The 24,331-nt window shown below is 40.8% G+C and carries 25 protein-coding genes; 16 read left to right on the top strand and 9 right to left on the bottom strand.

Features of this window, described 5'->3' with window-relative positions:
* The 7 genes from ybaK (at position 1) to GY23_RS06640 (ending at position 8,671) form a co-directional block, all read left to right on the top strand.
* Positions 1 to 486 (top strand): Cys-tRNA(Pro) deacylase, encoded by a 486-nt coding sequence (gene ybaK / locus GY23_RS06670; RefSeq protein WP_075618445.1) that lies wholly within the window; start codon positions 1 to 3, stop codon positions 484 to 486.
* 114 nt (positions 487 to 600) lie between these two features.
* Positions 601 to 1,233, top strand: coding sequence for a YczE/YyaS/YitT family protein (locus GY23_RS06665; protein WP_075618444.1), 633 nt, complete (start codon positions 601 to 603; stop codon positions 1,231 to 1,233).
* Positions 1,234 to 2,124: 891 nt separating this feature from the next.
* Positions 2,125 to 3,213, top strand: coding sequence for a hypothetical protein (locus GY23_RS06660; protein WP_075618443.1), 1,089 nt, complete (start codon positions 2,125 to 2,127; stop codon positions 3,211 to 3,213).
* Between the two features lie 93 nt (positions 3,214 to 3,306).
* Positions 3,307 to 5,409, top strand: a complete 2,103-nt coding sequence (locus tag GY23_RS06655; RefSeq protein ID WP_075618442.1) for an immune inhibitor A domain-containing protein — start codon at positions 3,307 to 3,309, stop codon at positions 5,407 to 5,409.
* 274 nt (positions 5,410 to 5,683) lie between these two features.
* A complete protein-coding gene (locus GY23_RS06650) occupies positions 5,684 to 6,223 on the top strand; it encodes a sigma-70 family RNA polymerase sigma factor (RefSeq protein WP_084544050.1) in 540 nt (179 codons plus the stop codon).
* Position 6,224: 1 nt separating this feature from the next.
* Positions 6,225 to 7,253 (top strand): hypothetical protein, encoded by a 1,029-nt coding sequence (locus GY23_RS17975; RefSeq protein ID WP_139311083.1) that lies wholly within the window; start codon positions 6,225 to 6,227, stop codon positions 7,251 to 7,253.
* A gap of 227 nt (positions 7,254 to 7,480) precedes the next feature.
* Entirely contained in the window at positions 7,481 to 8,671 is a 1,191-nt protein-coding gene (locus GY23_RS06640) for a glycine C-acetyltransferase (RefSeq protein WP_075618441.1), read from the top strand.
* Between the two features lie 579 nt (positions 8,672 to 9,250).
* Here GY23_RS06640 and GY23_RS06635 read toward each other — a convergent pair.
* Positions 9,251 to 9,871: a hypothetical protein gene (locus GY23_RS06635; protein WP_075618440.1), complete on the bottom strand. Its 621-nt coding sequence runs from the start codon at positions 9,869 to 9,871 to the stop codon at positions 9,251 to 9,253.
* 304 nt (positions 9,872 to 10,175) lie between these two features.
* Here GY23_RS06635 and GY23_RS06630 point away from each other — a divergent pair, with 304 nt between their 5' ends.
* Complete coding sequence (locus GY23_RS06630; RefSeq protein WP_075618439.1) at positions 10,176 to 11,117, top strand: L-threonine 3-dehydrogenase; 942 nt, start codon at positions 10,176 to 10,178, stop codon at positions 11,115 to 11,117.
* A 287-nt stretch (positions 11,118 to 11,404) separates the two neighbouring features.
* On the opposite strand, the gene GY23_RS06625 is transcribed toward GY23_RS06630, so the two are convergent.
* From GY23_RS06625 to GY23_RS06615, 3 genes are all read right to left on the bottom strand, one after another.
* Positions 11,405 to 12,760, bottom strand: a complete 1,356-nt coding sequence (locus tag GY23_RS06625; RefSeq protein WP_075618438.1) for a YjiH family protein — start codon at positions 12,758 to 12,760, stop codon at positions 11,405 to 11,407.
* Between the two features lie 469 nt (positions 12,761 to 13,229).
* Positions 13,230 to 13,925: a bacillithiol biosynthesis deacetylase BshB2 gene (gene bshB2 / locus GY23_RS06620; RefSeq protein WP_075618437.1), complete on the bottom strand. Its 696-nt coding sequence runs from the start codon at positions 13,923 to 13,925 to the stop codon at positions 13,230 to 13,232.
* Positions 13,926 to 13,941: 16 nt separating this feature from the next.
* Positions 13,942 to 14,292 carry a YojF family protein gene (locus GY23_RS06615; protein WP_075618436.1) on the bottom strand — a complete coding sequence of 117 codons (351 nt, stop codon included), beginning with the start codon at positions 14,290 to 14,292 and terminating at the stop codon, positions 13,942 to 13,944.
* 167 nt (positions 14,293 to 14,459) lie between these two features.
* On the opposite strand from GY23_RS06615, the gene GY23_RS06610 reads away from it, so the two are divergent.
* Both GY23_RS06610 and GY23_RS06605 read left to right on the top strand, forming a co-directional pair.
* Entirely contained in the window at positions 14,460 to 15,347 is an 888-nt protein-coding gene (locus GY23_RS06610) for an ABC transporter permease subunit (RefSeq protein WP_075618435.1), read from the top strand.
* Positions 15,344 to 16,381, top strand: coding sequence for an ABC transporter permease (locus GY23_RS06605; RefSeq protein ID WP_075618434.1), 1,038 nt, complete (start codon positions 15,344 to 15,346; stop codon positions 16,379 to 16,381). The genes GY23_RS06610 and GY23_RS06605 overlap by 4 nt, the downstream gene beginning before the upstream one ends.
* 153 nt (positions 16,382 to 16,534) lie before the next feature.
* On the opposite strand, the gene pdxK is transcribed toward GY23_RS06605, so the two are convergent.
* Positions 16,535 to 17,368 carry a pyridoxine/pyridoxal/pyridoxamine kinase gene (pdxK, locus tag GY23_RS06600; protein WP_075618433.1) on the bottom strand — a complete coding sequence of 278 codons (834 nt, stop codon included), beginning with the start codon at positions 17,366 to 17,368 and terminating at the stop codon, positions 16,535 to 16,537.
* 59 nt (positions 17,369 to 17,427) lie between these two features.
* Positions 17,428 to 17,694: a hypothetical protein gene (locus GY23_RS06595; protein WP_245827598.1), complete on the bottom strand. Its 267-nt coding sequence runs from the start codon at positions 17,692 to 17,694 to the stop codon at positions 17,428 to 17,430.
* Positions 17,695 to 17,806: 112 nt separating this feature from the next.
* Here GY23_RS06595 and GY23_RS06590 point away from each other — a divergent pair, with 112 nt between their 5' ends.
* Genes GY23_RS06590 through GY23_RS06575 form a run of 4 tightly spaced genes read left to right on the top strand, consistent with a single transcriptional unit; the run spans position 17,807 to position 19,932 of the window.
* Complete coding sequence (locus GY23_RS06590) at positions 17,807 to 18,553, top strand: DUF4230 domain-containing protein (protein WP_075618432.1); 747 nt, start codon at positions 17,807 to 17,809, stop codon at positions 18,551 to 18,553.
* A gap of 5 nt (positions 18,554 to 18,558) precedes the next feature.
* Entirely contained in the window at positions 18,559 to 19,230 is a 672-nt protein-coding gene (locus GY23_RS06585) for a uracil-DNA glycosylase (RefSeq protein WP_075618431.1), read from the top strand.
* A gap of 40 nt (positions 19,231 to 19,270) precedes the next feature.
* Positions 19,271 to 19,531, top strand: a complete 261-nt coding sequence (locus GY23_RS06580) for a YwdI family protein (RefSeq protein ID WP_075618430.1) — start codon at positions 19,271 to 19,273, stop codon at positions 19,529 to 19,531.
* Between the two features lie 20 nt (positions 19,532 to 19,551).
* Positions 19,552 to 19,932, top strand: a complete 381-nt coding sequence (locus GY23_RS06575) for a DUF423 domain-containing protein (protein ID WP_075618429.1) — start codon at positions 19,552 to 19,554, stop codon at positions 19,930 to 19,932.
* Positions 19,933 to 20,374: 442 nt separating this feature from the next.
* On the opposite strand, the gene gerQ is transcribed toward GY23_RS06575, so the two are convergent.
* The 3 genes from gerQ to hemQ all read right to left on the bottom strand — a co-directional run bounded on the left by gerQ (position 20,375) and on the right by hemQ (position 22,162).
* Positions 20,375 to 20,749 carry a spore coat protein GerQ gene (gerQ, locus tag GY23_RS06570; RefSeq protein ID WP_075618428.1) on the bottom strand — a complete coding sequence of 125 codons (375 nt, stop codon included), beginning with the start codon at positions 20,747 to 20,749 and terminating at the stop codon, positions 20,375 to 20,377.
* Between the two features lie 18 nt (positions 20,750 to 20,767).
* Positions 20,768 to 21,187, bottom strand: a complete 420-nt coding sequence (locus tag GY23_RS06565; protein WP_075618427.1) for a cell wall hydrolase — start codon at positions 21,185 to 21,187, stop codon at positions 20,768 to 20,770.
* A gap of 225 nt (positions 21,188 to 21,412) precedes the next feature.
* Positions 21,413 to 22,162, bottom strand: coding sequence for a hydrogen peroxide-dependent heme synthase (gene hemQ, locus GY23_RS06560; protein WP_075618426.1), 750 nt, complete (start codon positions 22,160 to 22,162; stop codon positions 21,413 to 21,415).
* A gap of 334 nt (positions 22,163 to 22,496) precedes the next feature.
* Between hemQ and pta the strand changes: the two genes are divergently transcribed.
* Together pta and lipL are read left to right on the top strand one after the other, a co-directional pair.
* A complete protein-coding gene (pta, locus tag GY23_RS06555; RefSeq protein WP_075618425.1) occupies positions 22,497 to 23,483 on the top strand; it encodes a phosphate acetyltransferase in 987 nt (328 codons plus the stop codon).
* On the top strand, positions 23,483 to 24,331 hold the full coding sequence (lipL, locus tag GY23_RS06550) for an octanoyl-[GcvH]:protein N-octanoyltransferase (RefSeq protein WP_084544049.1): 849 nt from the start codon (positions 23,483 to 23,485) through the stop codon (positions 24,329 to 24,331). Before pta ends, lipL begins: the two co-directional genes overlap by 1 nt.

The raw sequence follows: 24,331 nt of genomic DNA, 5'->3' as shown, positions 1-24,331 counted from the left end.
ATGGCAAAGTCTCCAAAAATCTCGAAAACAAATGCAGTACGCTTCCTCGATCAACAAAATGTAACGTATCAGTTGTTCGAATATGAAGTGACAGATGGCAAAATCGATGGCGTATCGGTTGCACAAAAAATTGGGCAACCGGTTGAAAAAGTCTTTAAAACATTAGTGGCTACAACGGGACCAGGAAAAGTATTCGTATTCTTGGTCCCTGTAGCACAAGAATTAAACTTGAAAGCAGCCGCAAAAGCTGCAGGGGCAAAGAAAATTGAGATGCTCCCAGTGAAAGATTTACTTGGTCTAACAGGGTATGTCCGGGGAGGCTGCTCACCACTTGGCATGAAAAAACTGTTTCCCACTTTTATCGACGATTCCGCAAAAGAACTGAACACAATGATAGTCAGTGCAGGGAAGATTGGCATGCAAATTCACCTTAAACCAAGAGATTTGGTGGCATGCACGCTAGGTACCTATGTGGCGTTGACATGAACGAACCTAAGTTGATGCACGAATTTACAATTAATTGCTATACTACTAATTATAAGATTTTACATCCATTCATGCATGACGTGAATGGATTTTTCTTAGGAAGAAGGTGAGCAGATGAATTCAAGCTTATGGAGATGGACATTTTTCTTTGTAGGGTTACTTATATTCTCGCTCGGTATTACGTTATGCATTAAGGGACAATCACTCGGTATTAGTCCGTGGGATGTGCTTCATGTAGGTTTAAATATACATTTTGGTCTGACCATTGGGACATGGTCGATTATTACAGGTTTACTCCTTGTAACAGGAACAGCGCTTGTAACAAAAAGTTGGCCACAAATTGGAACTTGGTTAAATATGATTGCAATTGGGTTATTTATTGATCTCTTTAACTGGATGATTCCTGACGTATCGAATTTAGCCGGACAGATCATCCTATTTATCCTGGGTGTAGTAATAATGGGACTGGGTGTAGGGGTATATGTATCAGCCAACGTTGGAGCGGGACCTCGTGATTCGGTAATGCTCGTATTAATGAAAAAGACGGGCTGGTCAATCAAACGGGTTCGTACACTTCTAGAAACTGGGGTGGGCATCATCGGCTGGTTGCTGGGTGGTCCAGTAGGAATTGGCACAATTCTCGTCGCGTTATGTCTTGGTCAAATTGTTCAGATGACGTTGCCATGGTCTCAAGCAAGGTTACAAAAATGCATTGAAAGACAACAAGTAGCCGCTCCTCAACGATAAAAGTGTAAATTCTTTTGTGATGATGCTTTATTAAAAGAAACTGTCTAATAATGCTTTGTCGCTTTGTGGATGACTCCCGCGAGAAGCCAGGAAGTAGAGCACTGCCCGTCTTCTTGCTTCGGCTAGCACTTAAAGGCCCCAACGCTGTTCTGCCTAGACAATTCAGTACAGTGTATACAAATTAGAAGCGAGCCTTTCCTTGATTTATCGGGAAAGGCTCGCTTAAGTTAGACTTTATAGACTTTTTCGGTGGCCACCTCTATTGAGAGGTCTTTTAATATATGACTATGTTAAAGAACGCTTCCCAAATCGAATTAGAATCGAGAGAGTGCATTTACGCCTGTATGGCCGCAAAAGCGTGAAGAATGAGAACAACACGTATGTGTTCTATCATACTTGTTGGCTCATGCGGAACGTGCGGCAGCGCAAATGCCCGATAAAGGACAGGTTAGTTTAGTACAGCTTTGTTATTTAAAATTTGCCAATAAAGGGGAGTTTCCTACCTGAACGACGATAATTCCTACGTAATTTCGTTATTTTCTTACGTCATCCTCAATTATTCCTACGTGACCCACGATAATTACAACTGAGCACTCACTCAGCTTTTATTATTGGCTATGTTAAAGAATACTACTTGTGGTTAGAAAAGAAGAAGAGTGCATTTGCGCCTACACGGCCGCAAGAGCGTGAAGCGTGAGACCCACAAGTATGCGGTCTTCATACTTGTTGGCTCATGCGGAACGTGCGGCAGCGCAAATGCATGATAAAGAACATCATAATTTAACACCCCATGTAAGTTCAAAAGTGTACACTTCGGTGTGCACTTTTTTTCATGTTTTCAGGTGTCCATTCATACACTAGATGAGTTAAAACAATGAAAGGAATGAGACTATGAACGGAACAATTACGCATCAATTTGGGCGAGCTTTTACTGGCCAAGGAATGAAAAATATCTATGGTGACTTAATTAATGAAGCCCAAAAAGTGTTTTATATCAAATCTCCTCCAACATTCAAATTATCGGAGTTGTTTAAGCAAGTCGGCTTTCATTATGTAAAACGTGGGTATGATATTGAGTGGTTTTACGATCCATTACACACAGAGATCATTGAAGCTACCTATGTTAAGGGGCTCCGCGTCTTATTTTTGCAGGCTTCACATCCGGTGTCATTCGAACCGAAATATTATGGCAGTGTCCATCATGTCGTGTCATTTTATGAAGCCTATGATGAACTGAACTTACGCATACATGGTGGATTTATAAGAGAAAAAGTGATTCATAGTGAACAGTGGTTAGCTAAAGCGTTACAGACGATGACCAATGCCAAAAACATTCATGATGAATGGGAACTTCCATATGTATCAGGAATGGATTGGAATGGATTTGATGAACAAGCGAAAAAATTGTTCGACACGACATTTTCAACCCTGCAATTTGATAAAACACCTCACCGAACACACCGACTTATGGGAACATTAACGCCACTTGGAGCAAAAGATCATTTCGCATCCCTAACTAAAGGGGTCAAAAGACGCATCTTCATCAAAGGGTTTCCAGGTGGGGGTAAATCCACGCTAATGAAGAGTTTTGCGGAGAAAGCAGAGAGTCTAGGCCTTGATACTCAGTGGGGCTGGTGCGGACTGGATTGTAGCAGCATTGATTATGTGTGGCTCCCAGAGCTCCAAACAATTATTTTTGATAGCACTAGTCCGCATGAATACGAGCCCGAACGTCCGGGAGACGAAATTTACGATGTGAAAAAATTCCGGGAATTGAACGAAAAAGAACAGCTAGTGGTGGATGACATAGTTGCTCGATATCGTGAAGAAATCCTGCATGCAACGGAGTATTTACAGGTCCATTTTACCGATGATGAAACCGTCAGAGAGACTTTGGATGCGTGTGTAAATAACTATAAATGGCAAGAAATTGAGGAAGAACTATTCCAAAAGATAGATAATACCACCTCGTATAATTGATTCAATAATCGTATTCTTCAGATTTATTACAAGTGTTACACTTAACCTCAAATCTATTATTAGTCAGTATAGTAGCCGAGAGGGGAAATTCAGTTGAGTAAAAAGAAGTTATTTTCAATTTTATCTACAGGAGCTCTTGCAGCATCATTATTCGCACCAGCCGCAACAGCAGCTCCAGTAGAAACAACAAGCCCATATGAAAATTTTAACACCGCAAAATATGGAGATCGAGTGGATATTGATCAATATTTGCAAAATATTTCTCAAAATGAAAGTTTTCTGGAGCAAGCAGAAGAGAGACTAAAAGCTCAAGCAGGTCAATTGGAAGATGAAACTGGTCATGGCCAGAATTCAGCTACAGTAGAAAGCCCGTTTACTTTTGATGGTGGGACGAAATCATTCTTGAATCGCAATCTAGCATTTAAGAAATTCACTTTACGCAGTGTCGGAGACAATGTTGAAATTTGGGTAGCGGACGATTTAGCTTACGGCCCAAATAACCCGAAACCTGCCGATGTTGTGACACAAGCTCAAGTAGATAAATTACGAGATGAATTTGACTCGAATATATACCCGAAAGCTACCGAGTTCTTCGGTACACCAGATGCATTGGATGGTTCTAATGCTGGTTTAGTTGATATAGGAGCAGTTCCAAAAGGATACTATGAAGGATCAGACAAAGTAATTATGTTAGTTGACAACATTCGAGATGAAGGGTGGAATAATCCTAGCTATCCATTCTTCGTAGCAGGTTTCTTCTGGCAAACACTAGAAAACTATACAGATAGAAACATTGTAACGATCGATACGAATTCATGGGCAACTCGCTTGGAAAACACATTCTTTGGAACAACCATTCATGAATTGCAACATTTGATTCAAGCGGATAATGATGGTTCTGAGGAAACGTGGTTAAACGAAGGGATGTCTACCTTCTCTGAGTTCCTAGGTGGATATGGTCATGGAGAAGGTTCAATTAACTTCTACTTGGATCATCCTGAAAACTCGTTAGTAAACTGGGATGAGCATCAAGGAGCTGCAACTGGGCCTGAAACCATTGCAGATTATGGTCAAACGTATTTGTTCACCCTTTATATGTACGATAAATTTGGGAAAGAATTTATTCGAGAATTAGCAACAGATGGCATGTCTCAAGGGATTGCCTCTGTAAATGAACGCTTAGCGGCTTATGGTTCAGACAAAACATTCACGGATGTATATCAAGACTTTATGACAGCTCTTACTTTAGATGACAGTAGTGTAAGCAGTGATTACAAGTTTGATAGTATCAATTTACGTGAATTACCGATCAATGCTGCTGGAGACCTTCGCGGGAAAACAGTGGACTTCGAAAAAGCATTAACATTTGAAAAAGTAGGCGTACCAGCTTGGGGGGGAGACTTTAAAGAGTTTAACTTTGGGAATGATGTGCGTTCACTGAAATTTGATGGCGTAGATTTCTTGCCATTACAATGGTCAACGGTAGCTAATCCAAAAGCTTCTGGGGAACAAGTACTTCATGCAAACAATGGAGATGAAGCGGATCAAGCGTTAATTTTCAATGCGAAGGTCCCAACAGAAAACCCAACGCTGACATTTGAGCATTTCTACAAAATTGAAGAACAATGGGATTTCGGAATCGTTCAAGTATCTACAGACAATGGGGAAACATGGACGTCACTTGAAAATGCCAATACACGATCTGATGTTGTGGAAGAAGGATATCCAACCATCAAAGAAAATGTACCAGGTTTCACAGGAACGAATGGAGACTGGTCAACAGAATCGTTTAATCTATCTCCATATGCTGGAAAAGATGTACTTGTATCATTCAGAAACCTGACAGACTGGGGCTCTAATGAACAAGGTTGGTTCATCAAAAATATTCAACTTGGTGACTTCTCAGCAGACGGTTCATCAACTGAGGCATTCAAGTCCCTTGCTGAATTAAAAGGTGAGTACGTCGATTTTACAGTGACCTTGATACAAACGCGCGCAAACGGCAAACAAAAAGTAGTGCAGATTGATCCGTTTAACGTAACGGAAACAGAAGCGCTGCAAGTTCGTAATTTCCTGACAAAAGGGAATGTGAAAATGATTACATCATACGCTGCTAAACCAGGTCAAAAAAATGCACAAGACTTTACGTATGAAGTAGGATTGAAAACGAATAATGGCAAAGCGAAAAAGAAGTAATCTTCATGAGCGGGCTCAAATCGAGCTCGCTTTTTTTGTGTCTGCCAAAGAAAGGATTATACCTACTGTTTATCATAGGAAACTGCCGAACATATAATTTCGGCAGTTTTAAAGGTATCTTTTTTTATTACAATAGGTAGAGAGATTGCCTGCTTCTTACAGTGAGGAATTTGGAAGCACATCCGCTCCTTTAGAATCGTCTCGATCTTTTATTTAGTTTACGGGTCAAAACCAGGATGGTAATCGTCTAATAGATGAAGGAAGGGGATAAAAGGTGTTGAATCTAAATTCAGATAATCTGATGTACTTTGAGAATGATAAAGATAAACTTCTGTCACAGTTGATACAGGATTATGCTACTGAATTGAAACGGATAGCGTATCTGTATGTCAACGATTTGGCTGAATGCGAGGATATTATTCAGGAAGTATTTATTTCTAGTTACAAAAATTTATCTAATTACCGACATGAATCAAGTTATAAGACTTGGCTCATCCGCATTACCATCAACAAATGCAAGGACAATCGGAAACGGTGGAGCGTGAAAAATATGATATATAAGTCAGAGGTTTTCCCAGTAGAAACAAATGATTCAGCAGAGAACCAGTACATACAAGGACTTAATTCAACAGAAATAATAAAGCAAATATCAATTCTATCAACCAAATATAAGGAAGTGCTGATTTTATATTATTATCAGGAAATGAGCATGAGTGAAATCAGCGAGGTGCTGGAAATCAGTATAAACACAGTGAAATCCCGGTTGCTACGTGGCAAGGGAATGCTTCAATCAAAGCTTGAAGGGGGCAAATAATATGGATAATTTCGACAAGAAAATATCAACAAGGGTGCAGAACTTTCTGGAAGAGAATGTAGAATTCAGGAATGACGAGAAAAATGAAATTCTAGAGAAAATTGAACATAGGAATCGGAACAAAAGGCATTTCCATCCGGTTTATTGGACAGTTTTAGCCTCTACAGCCATTATCGTATTCATACTTAGTCTAACTTTCATCAGTGATGGGAAAAGCAACATACAAAACAGTGAACTAGCAGGTTCGGAATTCAAGAATGCCAACCCGTACCTAGCCGAAGCGGAACAAATTAAAATCACCATCCAGAATGAAGAAGAAGTAAACGAGGGAGATCACAAATATGTTATTGAAGTAAAGAACAATTCCAAGTATCCTCTTTTGGAATCGACCATGTTGCTAAGCCACGATATAAATATTTCAAATGGTTTAAAAGGAAATCCCTTTAAAGTTTCCATAGACATTAATAAAGAAATATCGCCAGGACAGGTTGCTGTAGTTGAATCAGAAGTCCCTTCCTCCATTTTTGATCAAAGCAAGGTAAATGTCGATGGAATATCAATTGCATTAAAAGGATATCTAAATGAAGTTTCCGACCAATCATTCATTCATATTTCAAAATCAAACAGTGTAGTGGAAGCCACTGAAAGTAAGGAACCGAATAGGAATGAAAGTCCTTTATTTGAAGCGGGTGGTTACACTATGATTGGGGAAGAAGGACATGTAGGTTTTATTTACGACAATGAAGATGACGTATCAAGATTTTATCCAAATAAAAAACAAAAATATATGTGGCATTTTTGGGGAGACGAAAACAAGTTTGATGGAGACTTGAGAGTTATGGGCACACACGAAAGTGGTGTCGAACAAATACTTGTGTATGAAGGTGGGCTAGGTGGAGCAAATAATGGGGCAGACAGACATGCACCTTCCAACATGTCATTGCCCGAAGGCGGAATGTGGAAGTTAGATGCCTATATAGGTGACAGCCTATTTGGAACCGTATTTGTAAAAGTTCATGAAGTAGAATAAAGCAGCGCGTTGGTTATTACTTTTAGAATTATTACGTGAAAACACTCTGCCTATTGGTTGAGTGTTTTTGTGTTCGCTATTCCTGTGTAGTCACTTCTTTAAGCTCGCTTCATGCAAATTACGCATTCATGAATAGCTTATGATAAAATGGAAAAGATTATAAGAAAGAGCGTGTCCAGATCATGAGGTTCTGTGGCAAGATATTCGCCTTGAAAGGAAGATGCAATATGTCTAACGTATTAGATGCTTTTTTAACAGAAAACTTGAAAGAACTACGAGATCAAGGTTTATATAACGAAGTTGATCCAGTAGAAGGACCGAACGGAGCTACCATTCAAGTTAGCGGGAAAGAACTGATTAACTTATCTTCAAATAACTATTTAGGATTAGCAACTAACGAAGAACTTAAGCGCATTGCAAAAGAAGCCATTGATAAATATGGAGTGGGAGCAGGTGCTGTTCGTTCAATTAACGGAACGCTTGACCTGCATGTAAAACTGGAAGAGAAATTGGCTGAATTCAAAGGCACCGAAGCAGCGATTTCCTACCAATCTGGTTTCAATTGTAATATGGCAGCCATCTCGGCAGTCATGGATAAAAACGATGCGATTTTATCTGACCAATTAAACCACGCTTCAATCATTGATGGGTGTCGTTTATCAAAAGCGAAAATCATCGCGTTCAAACACTCTGATATGGAAGATTTACGTGCCAAAGCAAAAGAAGCACAAGAATCTGGTCTATATAACAAAGTAATGGTCATCACTGACGGCGTCTTCTCTATGGACGGTGACATTGCCAAACTTCCAGAAATTGTTGAAATTGCGAAAGAGTTCGACTTAATTACATACGTCGACGATGCACATGGATCAGGTGTGACAGGTAAAGGTAAAGGGACAGTCAAACACTTCGGCTTGGAAAAAGACATCGATTTCCAAATGGGCACATTGTCCAAAGCGGTTGGCGTTGTCGGTGGATATGTTGCCGGTAAACAATCATTAATTGACTGGTTAAAAGTCCGTTCACGTCCGTTCCTATTCTCTACGGCTGTCCCACCAGGTGACGTAGCAGCAATTACAGCAGCTCTACAAATGATCATCGACTCAACGGAGCTTCACGATAAGCTATGGGAAAATGGTGATTACTTAAAAGCGGGTCTCGACAAATTAGGATTCAACATCGGGGCATCTGAAACGCCAATCACTCCTTGTATCATCGGCGATGAAAAGTTAACCCAACAATTCTCTAAACGTTTGTTTGAAGAAGGCGTCTATGCAAAATCAATCGTCTTCCCAACTGTAGCAAAAGGGGCAGGCCGTGTGCGTAACATGCCAACCGCAGCACATACAAAACAAATGCTGGACGATGCCATTGCCATCTATGAAAAAGTAGGGAAAGAACTCGGCGTTATTAAATAGAAATGTTGAAAGCACCGTCTTAGCCCAGCACCATGAAAAGTGTAACAGTCCACTCTAATCCGGCTCTGGCGCTGGATTACCTGAATCGAAAGCCTTCTCTGGCATGATGGTCTGAAAGGTGTGGGCTGGTGCTTGGAGCTAGACAATCAAAATGAACACTCGAATGTGAAGGTGCATTCGGGTGTTTTTTCATGTCAATAAGCTTCAAACCGTGTCCGCTAAGATATGAATGAATTAGTCAATGGAGTAGGTATCCATGTTCCGTAACTGCGAGAAGAAGCACGACGGATAGCCGAGAAAATCGGCAAAGTCAACGTAAATCTGGACGGAACCGCATGTAAAGTACCAGGCTGCCCCGACATACATCGAAAAGTGCTCACACCTTGTGAACATGCTGACTTGATCAACTAAAGGTCCAAGTTGATCAACTGTCACGGTAACCTGATCAACTAAAGGTCCAACTTGATCAATTTTCACGGTAACCTGATCAACTAACTGCGCGACTTAATTAACTATCCAATATCCTCCTAATCCACCACAAAAAAACCACGCGAAGTATCAGCGTGGTCCACGAATCATTTACATATTCTTAAAAGAATGAACCAAAATAAACTTTTGAACACCACGTGATTCGTCAATTGCCTTTTGGGCTTCGGTTTCGAATACCGAGTGTTGTCCTTTTTCATGTGCATAAAGTGCATGCAATGCGTGAAGCATCCATTCCACACTCACGTTTTCTTCGTGGCGAGAAGCTTCTTCAAAATCCCCTTTTTTGGCAGCGATGAAAGCTGCGTAATACGATTTCAAAGGTTCTTTATCGATTTTTTGTGCATATGTATTTGCGGTTTCAATCTTGTCCAAATGCAATGCAAGAATGGTATGGTAGACATTTTGCATATAAGGTTGTTTGTGTTTAGCAAGTATGGCGCGTAAACTCTCCTCCATCTCTACATGATTCCCGCCTGCCGTGGCAAGTGGATACGCAAAAAGAGGGTTCTTCTTATTCGCCTTCAAAAACTTCTCAATCGATTTTATGTTATTCGAACGGTAAGCAGTAAATATTTGTGGCAGAACCACAAAGGCCAAGAAAAAGATAAACATAGTTAAAATGATGACCCACAGTTGGAGATCCAAGAAAAATAAAAATGTTGCAAGGATGAAACCTACGATAAAAGTAAAACTGAGACGGAATATATTCATAATGCTTACTTCCTTTTTATGATCATTATATCAAAATGTAAGACCTTCTATTTATATATTTGGAAGGAGTTCACCATTTTCATTAACAAAAGAATATATCATCTACATATCCCAATGCTATTTAACCACAGTCTGTATGCGTAGTTTAATTTTGTGAATACTCAATTACTTCAAGGCTTGTTGTGCTTTTACAAGGAACAAACTATAATGAAGAAGAGATAAAAGTCACTTATATCAATGTTTTATTGAAATAACATGTATTTTTGGAGCGTACAGTTGTTTAATTGGAACGGAGGAAATTAAATTGAAAAAGATTATTGTAACCGGTGCATTAGGTCAAATTGGTTCGGAATTAATTGTGAGATTACGTGAAATATACGGCGCGGACAATGTCATGGCGACAGATATTCGCAAAGTGGATTCACCAGTAACTGAAAATGGTCCATTTGAATTACTGGATGTAATGGACAAGGAAAGAATGTTCAAACTTGCGAAAGACTTTGGTGCAGATACGATGATGCATATGGCTGCCTTGTTGTCGGCAACGGCGGAAGCGAAACCGTTACTTGCATGGAACTTGAATATGGGTGGTTTGATGAATGCTCTTGAGACATCACGCGAGCTGGGACTTCAATTCTTTACACCAAGTTCAATTGGGGCATTCGGTCCTTCAACGCCAAAAGAAAATACCCCTCAAGACACATTACAACGTCCGACGACCATGTACGGGGTGAACAAAGTAGCGGGTGAATTGCTATGTGATTACTATTTCCACAAGTTTGGCGTGGATACGCGTGGCGTTCGATTCCCGGGCCTCATTTCGTATGTAACCGCACCAGGTGGTGGAACAACGGATTATGCAGTTGATATTTACTATAAAGCGTTAGAAGAAGGTAAATATACATCTTATATTGCAGAAGGAACTTATATGGATATGATGTATATGCCTGATGCATTGCAAGCAATCATTGATTTAATGGAAGCGGATGCTTCAAAACTTGAGCATCGTAATGCTTTCAACGTAACTGCAATGAGTTTTGAACCGGAACAAATTGCAGCATCGATTCGCAAACACATTCCAACGTTCGAATTATCGTACGAAGTGGATCCAGTTCGTCAAACCATCGCAGATAGCTGGCCGGATGCAATTGATGCGACCACTGCGAAAAACGAGTGGGGTTTCAAAGCACAATATGATCTAGACGCAATGACAGCAGACATGTTGGAAAAATTAGCGAGAAAATAAACATAAAAAGCTGTTTCTAAAGTTGCCTTGAGCAACCAAAGAAACAGCTTTTTTGTTTGAAGATGCGCCACGCTATGCTTTGGTTTTCGCTACGCTGCTGAATCAGTTTCAACAAGTAAACTTGGCAATGAGGCGATTCTGAGCGATAAAGTCCTCAGTTTGAGCGATAAACACCCGATTTTGAGAATTGTCTCTTTTTAACCAAGTTTACATGCTTTTGAACTGAGATTATCTATAGAAATAAGAAAAGGCAAAGTGAGGGAAGCCACTTTGCCTTTGTGTATGAATTAGAACAATAAATGAGCTACGACAGCGATGATTGGTAATGCAATCACTGTACGCAGAACAAAAATAACAACTAAATCGAAGAAGTTCACAGGGATTTTAGAACCAAGTAACAATCCACCAACTTCAGACATGTAGATTAACTGAATAACAGAAGTGGTAGCAATCACAAAACGAGTCATTTCAGATTCAATCAGTTGACTACCCAAAATCGAAGGCAGGAACATGTCGGCAAAACCAACGACCATCGTTTGTGCCGCTACAGCCGCTTCAGGAATACCAAGGACCATTAACAAAGGCTCAAATGGTTTTCCTAGCCAAACAAACACATCCGTATAAGTTGCGAGCATCAATGCAATCGTACCAAATGCCATGACGACAGGCGCAACTCCGATCCACATATCTAGAACATTTTTTATGCCGTCCGAAAGAAAATGCACGATAGAACGGTTCTTGTTTGCTGTAGTCAACGCATTTTCCAAGCCGTGACTTACTACGTTATAACCTTCTGGCAAAGATTCTGCATTCTCGTCATATGGGCGACCATCGATATATTCTTCTTTTTTACGAGATAATGGATAAATACGAGGCATGATAATGGCCAATACAATCCCACATAGAACAACCGTCGCATAATAAGGGATGAAGTACTTTCCTAATCCTAATTGTTCAATGACAACAATCGAGAAGGTAATGGATACAACCGAGAACGTCGTCCCGATAATAGCGGCTTCTTTTTTTGTGTAAAAACCTTCTTCATATTGTTTGCTTGTTAATAGGACACCAATGGTTCCGTCACCAATCCAAGAAGCAAGGGCATCAATTGAAGAGCGGCCTGGCAATTTAAATAGTGGACGCATGATTTTGACCATCATGGTTCCGAAGAACTCGAGTAATCCGAAGTTAAGTAACAAAGGTAAAAGTAGTCCAGCAAATAAGAAAATAGTGAATAGGAACGATAATAGTCCATCAGTTGACAGCAACATACCTCCTGTATCTCCACTTCGAACAGCCTCAGGTCCAATATTTGCAACGACCATGACAGCAAATACTGCACCAACTACTCGAGTGATTGTCCAGAACCAGTTTACTTTGAATAACTTTTCAAAAAAGGTTTGAGTTTTGGGATTGGTATTATTTATAAACTGATAAACAATTGATCCAAGTGCAGCCAAAATCATGGTAATCGTAACCGTCCAAGGCATGATTGGCTCAACAATTCCTGCAACAATATTTGCTAATATAGCAACTGGAATCTTCCATTCTCCACCAATCTTGAATGGGATCATGAATAATAATATTCCAATAATTGAAGGTAATAAGAATAATAACCATGTAGACATGGAGAACTTTTTCAAATAAACAACCTCATTTCTGATGAATAAATATACATAATTTATATGACCTTATACATGTTACTAGGGAAGTTAAGAGAAGTCTAGCGTTTACTAAAAGTGCGGAATATTCTTAAATAATCCTTATGGAGCATTATTGTAAATACTGATAGCAAACACGTACATTTGAGTGTAATCCAACTACAACAGAAAATGTTTTATTAGAAATAGTATGGCCAAATACAGAAACACCCAACTCTATGTATGATCGCCTGAAAATAACCACTGCAAATACAATGAGTAAATAAATAAAAACAAGAATGAACCAAAGACATCTTTGGATCACTCTTGTTTAATTAGCTAGGTTATAGAAGGTGCTGACTTGTGTGAAAAAACGGAAGAGTGCAAGCAGCTTTTCTGCGACGAGCTTGAGCAGGAGTAAGCTGCATATGCACGATGACGGATAGTACACTGTTTAACAAAGCTGTTCCATTTAAAATGAGTCTTCGAAATCTTCATGCCAACGATACGAGAAGAAGCGTTCGTATGTAAACCAATTATCGGCTTCTGGTTCTCCAGCGGCTAAACGCTTATCCATTTCTTCCAACATCCAAGACGTCTGAGAAATGTGTGCACGCATAGATCCCATTTTCTGATCACGTGCTTCCATAATATTATGAACAACATCGGGTTCGCCGAGATCATCTTTTGTACTATTGGCAAAGGCAAGACCATACAATTTGGGACGAATGGATTCATCCATTCTACGTACGGCTCTTACAACCGCACGTGCTGTTGCTTCATGGTCTGGATGCACCGCATAGTTTGGATAAAAGGTGATGACAAGAGATGGATTCGTTTCATCAATTAATTTCTTCATCATTTCAACCATTTCTTCATCGTCTTCAAATTCCACTGTTTTATCACGCAAGCCCATCATACGAAGGTCTGTTAAACCCATCGCTTCAGCAGACGCAATCAGTTCCTGCTTACGGATATGAGGCAAAGACTCACGCGTCGCAAAAGGTGGATTTCCTAAATTCCGGCCCATTTCACCAAGGGTTAAACAAGCATATGTCACAGGAGTTCCTTGCTTGATATACGTTGCAATCGTTCCCGAGACACCAAAAGATTCATCATCAGGATGAGGAAATACAACGAGTACATGTCTTTCTTGTTCAATGGTCATGTGATTTCCTCCTTAATTAATAGGTGAATGGCGTTTCACTGATTTGAAGAGCCACCGCTAGTTTCCCTGCTTGATCATGTCCTGCCATCAATAAGCGTCCATGTTCATCTAATTCAAAATGCGTAATGCCTTGTGCATAAACCCATCCATGAGGCAATTTCAATCCCACACGATGAGGACTTTCACCCGCAACTTTTCCTAGCTCATATTTTACGGCAATATTGCGAATAAACGCACCCGCATTAAAGACGTTCTCATTAAAGTGTGATGCATACGCACCATTTGTCGTTTCAAGATGAAGAAATACATCTTTATTGGCGAATGAATCCAACAATACTTGCAACTTCCCAACCTGCACTTGCTCCATTATTTTCGACCTCCTGTTAACGTTCAAAACATCTACCCCTAAGTATAATGAAAATAATGAACGAAAGCGATTAGACTGCTTCATTTTTTGAAGAATAGTTCGTAATATGGAAGAAATTATGATAATATCGAACTATCTGAATTTTAAGATACCAGGAGGATTTTTATATGAAAGGTTTTGCCAAATGGTTGATACAACTGGGTGTAGCCCTTGTTTCAATTTGGTTAATAAGTGGTGTTCCATTGCTGATTTCCGGTTTTCAAGAAGGGGAATTTTTGTGGAAAGAATACATAGATAAATTGAAGCAACTAGTAGAATCCTTGTTTCCTATACAAGATTTTGCAGTTGAGCACTACGTGGGGGGGTGGACGATTAAACAAATCCCATTGTTTCCAAACTTAGCTGAGTACATCGAGTATTCATTGCAACTATTATTTCTTGCACTCGCAGCAGCAGTATTTTTCGCTCTACTCGGTACATTTTTCACCATGTTATTAAAAGAACGTGCACGCCAACGCGTGAAGATGATGTTTTATTTCTTGGAATCGATTCCTGATATTCTCATCATTCTATTGGCTCAATTGATTGTCGTTATTATTTACAAACAAACCGGTGTGTTAATATCGTCAATTGCTGTCATTGGAGATGAACGCATTTACTGGTTACCGGTGTTGTGTTTAATGATTCTGCCAATGATTCAATTGTATCGCTTAAGTATGTTGACATTTGAAGCAGAAGAACGGCAATTGTACGTAGAACTCGCGAAAGCACTAGGTTTTGCCAAAGTGTTTATTTTATTTGCACATATCTTCAGAAATGCAATCATCAGTGTTTTTTTCCAATCGAAGAAAACGATGTGGTTCATGTTATCCAACTTATTCATCCTGGAATTGATGTTTAACATCCCAGGCATCATGTACTTCATGTCTCAAAACATGAGTGGAGCACTATTTTTAATCACCGTATTGAGTTTCTTCCTGCCCGTCTTTTTGTTGTATAGTCTTGGCGAATGGGCATTCATGCGCCGATTGAAGCGGGGAGGTGCAGCATTATGAAGTCTGTTTGGAAACAACCTTTATTTCTATTGGGTTTTGGAGTTATTGTATTCTTTTTACTCGGAAGTTTTGTATTTGAATGGATTTTCGGAAATGAACCAAGGCAAACATTCTTCATAACAGAAAATGGGCGTGCTGTGGAAGGACCACCCATTTCACCAAGTTGGTTGCATCCCCTTGGCACGGATCAATTCGGCTATGACATGTTATCGAAAATCATGCTTGGTGCAAAATACACGATTCTTGCGGCGATGGCGGTCGCCGCCTTGCGTATGTTTATCGCGGTTCCTTTAGGTTTTGCTCTTGGTACATATTTACAACGTCACCGGTCATGGATCAATGGATTGATTGATCCCATCCATTATGTGCCGATGACCATTTTTGCCGTCATTTTATTAAAGCCAGTACTTTGGATGCCACCTGAAGGATTTTCTACTGGTTTGATAGAACGAGTGATTATCCAAGTCGTGATTATGGCACTCATTACGGTTCCGATCGTGGCCGCATTAATCGGAAACGAAGCCAATCTACTGTACCATCAGGAATACATTTTGGCCGCACGTACACTGGGTGCCAGTCGTCGAAGAATTATTGTGCGTCATTTATTTCCACAAATGCGTGAAAAGATGTTTGTTTTATATGGCCAGCAAATAGTGGAAACACTCATCGTGTTCGCCCATTTAGGTTTACTTGAACTATTTCTAGGGGGAACCGAGGTCGATTATGATCCAATGTTTGCAGATCCTCCGAAATCAATTGCTTATGAATGGGCAGGATTATTCGGGAACTCCTTCCGCTATTTGCAAGGAGCACCATGGCTTCCGCTTGGGCCAGCCATTAGTTTCGCCCTTATTATCTTAGCGATTGCAGCAATGATTGAAGGGTACACACGTGCATCAAATGGACAAGTGGAATTACCTAAACGAAAAAAACTAGCGTTCGTTTCAGACGAAACCATTGAATGGAACCACCAACAACTAAAAGAAAAAATGACTTTACTTCAATTGAAAGAAGAACAAAAAGTGAAATCTTGAGAAAGCTACCGGGTGAGCCGGTAGCTTTTTTTTCAGACGTGAATCGCTTTTTTCAGACGTCACTCCCAAAAAATCAGACTGAGCGACCGCTCACCTCTGCAACTAGAAAGAAAACCACCCAATCACAGTGGATTAGGTGGTTCATAATATCAATTATACTTCTGTAGTCGTTACTTCAGGTGCGCCAAAACGGTTTTTAGCTCCGTGCATAACTGGTCCTACATATTGATTCAACTTCCAACCGTTAGCGATTGCTGCTGATACGAATTTCTTCGCTTCAAGCACCGCATCACTGACAGATAGTCCATTTGCTAAATTAGCTGTTACTGCCGCTGCATATGTACAACCCGCTCCATGATTATAAGTCGTTTCAGTTTTTTCTGATTCAAGCAACGTAAACGTGTGCCCATCATAGAACAAGTCAACCGCTTTATCATGTTTCAACGCCTTGCCACCTTTGATCACTACGTTTTTAGCACCGGCTTCATGAATGTTCACGGCTGCACGTTTCATATCTTCAATTGTTGTCAATGTCCCAAGTCCAGAAAGTTGACCCGCTTCAAACAAGTTCGGCGTCACAACCAACGCACGTGGAAGCAATAATTTGACCATAGCCTCAACGTTTTCAGGGAATAACGCTTCATCTTCACCTTTACATACCAAAACAGGATCGATGACAACAATTTCAAGTCCCGAGCGATCAATCGCAGCAGCTGCAGTTTCAATGATTTCAACTGTCGGTAGCATGCCTGTTTTCAGTGCATCAATATCTGTAGAAAGTGCTGTTTTCAATTGGGCTTCCAAGGTTTCGACCGGAATCGGATAAATGCCATGACTCCAGCCATTTTCAGGATCCATGGTTACGATAACAGTTAAAGCATTCATCCCGTAAGTACCATGTTCTTGGAAAGTTTTCAAATCTGCTTGAATCCCGGCACCACCTGAAGTATCAGAACCGGCGATCGTTAATGTTTTTTTCAAAGACATAAGTGAACTCCTCATTTCATTCATTTGCTATATTCATCGTACCAAAAATTCATGAAAATTCAATTATGTAGCTTATCAGCACGAATGAGTTGGACTGTAATATAGGAAAGTCCAAGCGTAAAAGTAAGGATGACTCCTCCTGCAATCCAGTAACTTTGTATCAGTAGACCCACGCTAATAAAGGCAAATAGGAGAATGACTACGATCATCCCGATGGTAAAACAGCCAAAGCCGAGTGACTTTGCCTTCTCGGGTACCTGGCTTTCTTCTGTTGTAGAGCGAACGATTTTGCGAACTTTTTCTCGCAACTGAAAATCTGCCACCATTTTTCACCTCTGTTCTCATCCTAACACTCGTTTTAAAGTTGTACAAAGTGAAACTTTCTATTATCGTAAACGTAATAAACCTATAGCAAAAATGATAGAAGGGTGGAGAACTATGTCGAAAAATCAGCGTATTGATGAGATTGAAAGATTGCTTGAAGAACTGAAAGCACAAGATGAAACAGCCGTTACTGTCGAAAGTGTGCGACAACGTCCATCGGGTTTTTGGCGGGTCAGCTCGCTTGTCCTATCGATTTGGAAACGAAAATTCCTATGGTTATTCGCAGGATTACTCATCTTAATTATTGCCATTCCTTCCATTGCCTTTTGGATGATCAAAGGAAGTACCTTCACTGAAAATAATGGTGCCTTTTTAGAACGAATTCAATCCCTAAATGAACTGGTAACAGCAGAAGCATTCACGAAAGTCATTGTTAATAGACAAGATAATACACTGTTTGGACAAGAGATTGGGATGGACCTACCCGGAACAAAGCGTCAACTATTAGTCGTCATTCCAGGTTCCATCAAAGCAGGAATTGACTTTTCCAAAGTAGAGGAAGAGGATATCACGCTTAATGAAGACTCAAGAACAGCGACGCTGACTTTGCCAAAAGCCGAATTTTTAGGCGGTCCTGAAATATTTTTCGATCAAGTCGAGATATATTCTTATGAAGGATTATTCAGACAGAAAGCGGACATAAAAGAAGCTTATAAATTAGCAGCAGAGGCGGAAAAGCTCATGATTGAAGAAACATCTGGGCAAGGCGTATTAGAGCTTGCAGAAGAGAACGCAGCCCGCTCCGTTTCAGAAATGTTTTCTCTAGTGGAATATGAGGTAACTGTAGAATTTGAGGAGTGACTCTAATGACTATAAACATAGGAAGTGATTGGGGGCATATGCTCGCTAGCGAATTCGAAAAACCATATTATTTGAAGCTACGCGAGTTTTTGAAAGAACAATACGAAAACGAAACCATTTACCCGCCTATGAATGATTTATGGAGTGCCTTTCGAGAAACGGCATTTGAAGAAGTCAGAGTGGTGATCATTGGACAAGACCCTTACCACGGACCTGGTCAAGCTCACGGCATGAGCTTTTCAGTAAAGGAAGCCGTTAAGATCCCCCCAAGCTTACGCAATATGTTAAAAGAACTGCAAGCTGACCTCGGTTGCGACATGCCGGAACACGGATCCTTGACAAAGTGGGCGAAACAAGGCGTATTGCTGCTTAACACAGTCCTGACAGTACGAGCAGGTGCGGCTCATTCACACAAAGGACAAGGGTGGGAAACGTTTACGGATGAAGTGATTCGTAAATTGTCAGCAAGAGACAATCCAATCATTTTCGTGCTTTGGGGTCGACCTGCACAAATGAAACGACAGCTTATTGATCCTTCACGTCATGCCATTTTGGAGTCCGTTCATCCAAGCCCTCTTAGTGCACATCGAGGATTCTTAGGCAGCAAACCTTATTCGAAAATCAATAAACAATTAATCGAGTGGGGGAATGAACCCATTGATTTTTGCTTGAAGTGAATTTCGTGGTAAAGTGGTAAGTGGAAAAGGAGGGAGACTCATGATCCCATTAAGTAGAGTACTCGCCGAAATCGACAAACACGCATCAGCTGCAAAACTTAGAGGCGATGATCAAAGTATTCGAGATTCATTGCTTGCCATCCGCGCACTATGTGACGTGGCCCTAAGTGAACAAGTAGAATTCAGATCGGTTGCTGCACCTATTCGAGTCGAGCAACCCTCGTCAACGATCCCTTCCGTTTCTTCTGGTGAACGAATGAAAGAAGACGGTGCAAACGGAGACTCACTGTTTGATTTTTAATTAGGAAGTAGGGGAAATTCATGCCATTTTTTATTATCGCAGGTGCCATTAACGCATTTCTTGCTGTAGCATTTGGAGCTTTTGGTGCACATGCTTTAAAGGAAAAACTATCCGAAAAATATTTAGCCATTTGGGAAACAGCTGTACAATACCAGATGTATCATGCCATTGGTTTGATCGTAATTGGAATCTTAATGAGTTCAAGCATCATTGGAAATGTGTCGCAGCTTAATTGGGCAGGTTATTTCATGTTAGCTGGGATTGTCATTTTCTCAGGTTCACTGTATGTCCTTAGTTTGAGTGGAATCGGTATCTTAGGTGCGATTACACCAATCGGTGGCGTAGCGTTTTTAGCAGCATGGATATTTGTTATCGTAGCTGTTGTCAAACATATGAACTAGTTTTGGAGCATCTTCGTGAGTGAAGATGCTTTTTCAATTTTAGCTATGTAATTCTATCCTGTTTACGCTAGGCGCACGTTCTTGCGGCTGTGATCCTGCGCTAGCCCATCGAGTGAGTGCTCAATTGGAATTATCGTGGGGCACGTAGGGATTTTCGGGGATGACGTAGGAAAATAACAGGATCACGTAGGAATAATCGTCATTGACGTAGGAATCCTATTTTTATCAACAAGATTCAAGCAACGGAGCTTCACTATACTAACCTGTTCTTTATCGTACAATTGCGCTAATATAACCAAATTTTTTTGTCTCCAATAACGTTTAAAACAAAAATGCCCTTCCAAACTAAATTGGAAAGGGCATTTTTATATGAGCGAGCTATTTGAAAAATAAGTCCGAAGTCAGAAAAAACTAGCTGGGTCGTCTTAATGCTTCAGTCAAATCATTGAAAGTAAGTAATCTCTTCATCAAACGTTACATAATCCAAATAAATCATTAGCAGCAAGTAACGCTTTCCACTAGTCTCACTCACAATCACGTGATCTTTACCCGCCGCTTCCACAACTCCAGTGACCACTTTGGCATTCCATTCACGGTTATTTGGGAACGTTAAGTAAAATGTACCTACTTTTCCTTTATTGAAACGTAAAATGTTTTCAATGTATGATTCCTCTTCTGCCATGGGTTGCCGAGGTCTTGGTGCGACAGGCGCTGCCGGTGGGAGTTGCTGTTGTTGTTGTGGCTGAAAAGGTTGTTGTCCTTGAAAAGGTTGTTGCATTTGTTGTGCATAGGCTGGATTCCAATAATATTGTACCATTTGATCATCCTTTCAAATTTAAATTCGTGGACAGTTTTCAGGTATCGGAGAGAAAAAACAATGGGCTTTGTAACGACCTGTATTCGGTTGGTCATACCACGTTGCTGGGCAATCTCCTGGAGGTTCGAAAAACCACAACGAACGGCTAGCGGGATGGAATCGCTCACCATTAATCACACGCCGGGCGAGTGCAATATCTTGTGGGCGAGCACGCTGATAAAAATAGGATTTGGTGGTGGCTTCAAAACCACCAGGACTCTGGAATACCATTTGTTGCACATTACGAATATCACCAAAATCAAGACAATCGAAGCGCACGCGGTTCACACCAACGTTTCCCACCATGAGCATACCTTGTACGCCTTCCCCCTCAGCTTCCGCCCGCATTAAACGAGCCAACGTTTCTACATCTTTTTCAGTTGCTTTAATAACCGCCACAGCACAACCCTCCTCGAAATCACTATATGCCAAGCCCATTCCAAGTAGACCAGGAGAATATTAGTTTCGACGATTCTATAGTGGAAGAGAAAAGATGTAGGGTTGTACTAAGTTATATATATTCTGGATGGTTTCAATTTATTCATGTTCCTCTCGCACTATTCATTCTCCATCCTTGAAAAAACCCACAAAAAAAGACTGCGCAAAATCGCGCAGCCAATAGGATTAAACAGTTAAAAATGCCGTAGTTTTTTCGTGATCCAGCAATGTTCCAACGAAGAATGAACCGAACTCGCCAAAACGTGCACTCACTTCATCAAAACGCATTTCGTAAACTAATTTTTTGAACTGAAGTACGTCATCAGAGAACAATGTAACGCCCCACTCATAATCGTCAAAACCAATCGAACCACTGATGATCTGTTTCACTTTTCCTGCATATCCGCGACCAATCATGCCGTGACTGCGCATCATGGATTTGCGTTCATCCATTTCAAGCATGTACCAATTGTCATCGCCATCACGACGCTTGTCCATTGGGTAGAAACAAACATACTGAGAACGTGGAAGCTCCGGGTACAGACGGCTACGTACATGAGCGTTTTGATATGGATCTTCAGTTGAATCGCCAGCCAGGTAGTTTGAAAGCTCAACCACCGACACGTAAGAATACATAGGAACAGTGTATTCAGCAATCGTTAACTTGTTGAATTTAGCTTCAATTTGGATTAATTCATCCATCGTGGGACGCAAAGTCATTAACATGAAGTCAGCTTTTTGGCCAAGAATCGTATAGAAAGCATGGCTTCCTGTTTTCGCCTCATCTGCAATGTTCAACTCTTCCAAAAATGCCAAAAACTCATTTACAGCTGTTGTGCGATCTTCAGCTGATACTTGTTTCCAAGACGTCCAATCCATTGAACGGAAGTCATGTAAAACGTACCAACCATCTAAAGTTTGTGCTGCTTCTATCATCTATGAGACACTCCTTCTTAAATAAAAATACTCAAATCAAGTTTAGCATAAAGCCCTACAGAAACCCACAAAGTCACCACTCCGACATGACGAAGTATGACAAATTCGTGTATGATTTAATAAAAATCGGAAAGCTCCCCTCAAGCCTGACACTGGCGCTGGAAGATAGAAAGGCAAATCGACTTTCTAACCCCATGATTGGGTCATCGAGATGGCTTCGTAGCTAGACAAAAGAAAAAGTGGAGAGTGCCATATAGAACGAATGATGCTAAAACAAAAGTACTTGCTGTCACGCCGAATTTCTTATTTCAATTTCAAGGAGGCCGATGCAATCATGACTAACTTATTTGACGAGATCAGACAAGCTTTAGCTGACAAAAACGTGAAAATCGTATTGCCGGAAGGTACAGATGAGCGTGTGTTGCAAGCTGCATTAAGACTTACCCATGAAGGCATTGTCACACCGATTTTAATTGGACCACGTGAGCTCATATCCGTAGCGGCCACTCAAGCGAAAGTGGACCTGTCAGGAATTGAAATAGTGGATCCGGTACATTTTGAAAAATTGGATCAATGCATCCTTCAATATGTAGAACGCAGGCACGGGAAAACAACTCCGACGCAAGCACGCATCCAGTTAAAAGACGTCAATACATTTGGGGCTATGCTGGTCTACACCAGTTATGCACAGGGCGTAGTTAGTGGGGCGCTCCATACGATGGCCGAAATTGTGCGTCCTGCGTTGCAAATTATTCAAACCAAACGAGGCATTACAAAAACTAGTGGGGCTTTCCTGATGGTACGTGGAGATGAACGCTATCTTTTCGCAGACTGTGCCATAACGATTGCGCCAACGAGTGAGGAGTTAGCCGAAATTGCTGTAGAAAGTGCACAAACAGCGAAGGTATTTGGGATCGACCCTAAAGTAGCGATGCTGTCATTCTCTACAAAAGGCTCAGCTCAATCACCAGAAACACAAAAAATAGTGGAAGCAACAAAGCTCGCACAAGAGAAGGCACCAGCTGTTACAATTGAAGGGGAAATTCAATTTGACGTTGCTTTCGTACCGGCAATAGCCGAAAAAAAAGCACCGAGATCCGCGATTCAAGGTGATGCCAATGTGTTTGTCTTCCCGTCACTTGAAGCCGGAAATATCGGCTATAATTTAACAAAGCAGTTCGGTGGTTTTGAAGCGTTTGGTCCTTTATTGCAAGGGTTTAACAAGCCGGTGAATAGTTTGTCACAAGACTGCTCCTCAGAGGATATTTATAAACTAGTATTAATGACCGCTTATCAAAGCGTGATGGTAGGAGAATCATAATGTCTGGATTTACTGAATTATTTATGAATAAAGAGTGGCGATTTTGGGATCAATCCATGAGTGGTAGAGCAAGTTCCGCGCTGGAATCATTTGCGGCAGACGATATGCTGTGTGAACTAGTTGGGAAAGGGGAGTCCTTGCCAACGATCCGCACATGGGTACACGAAAAAACCGTGGTTCTCGGCATACAAGATCATCGACTTCCACATATCGGAGCGGGACGAAAGGTGATTGAGGAACATGGGTATCAATCCATTGTGAGGAACTCAGGTGGACTTGCGGTCGTGTTGGACGGTGGCGTGTTAAATATCTCCATTCTAGTATCCGAACAACATAATGCGATTGATATTCATGCAGGATACGATATCATGGTTGAATTTGTTCGACATTTATTTCCACAAATCGCTGACCGCATTGAGGCCTACGAAATTGTTGGATCATACTGTCCTGGGTCGTATGATTTAAGCGTGGATGGCAAAAAGTTTGCCGGGATCTCACAAAGACGCTTGCGTCATGGAATCGCAGTCCAAATTTATTTATGTATTGAAGGATCTGGATCGGAGCGTGCCGCACTCATTCGTGATTTTTATGAAAGCGGATTGGACGGCGAAGAAACAAAGTTTGTCTATCCAGTCATCATGCCGGAAGTGATGGCTTCCGTGAGCGAAATTATGGGCGTGAGCGTGACCGTTCAAGACACGGTGATTCATGTCCAACGGTTAATGAACCATATGATGTCCAATGTCCGTATGCAGTCACTGCAACCTACTGAAACAGATTTGTATATGTTCTATTTAACACGCGTCGTTGAACGCAACCAAAAAATGCTGGCTAAAACAGACAAATAG

Source organism: Paenisporosarcina indica, assembly GCF_001939075.1.
In the GTDB taxonomy this organism is placed as follows: Bacteria; Bacillota; Bacilli; order Bacillales_A; family Planococcaceae; genus Paenisporosarcina; species Paenisporosarcina indica.
Note: the sequence above shows the minus strand (reverse complement) of the source record. Positions and strands in the feature narration are given on the sequence as shown.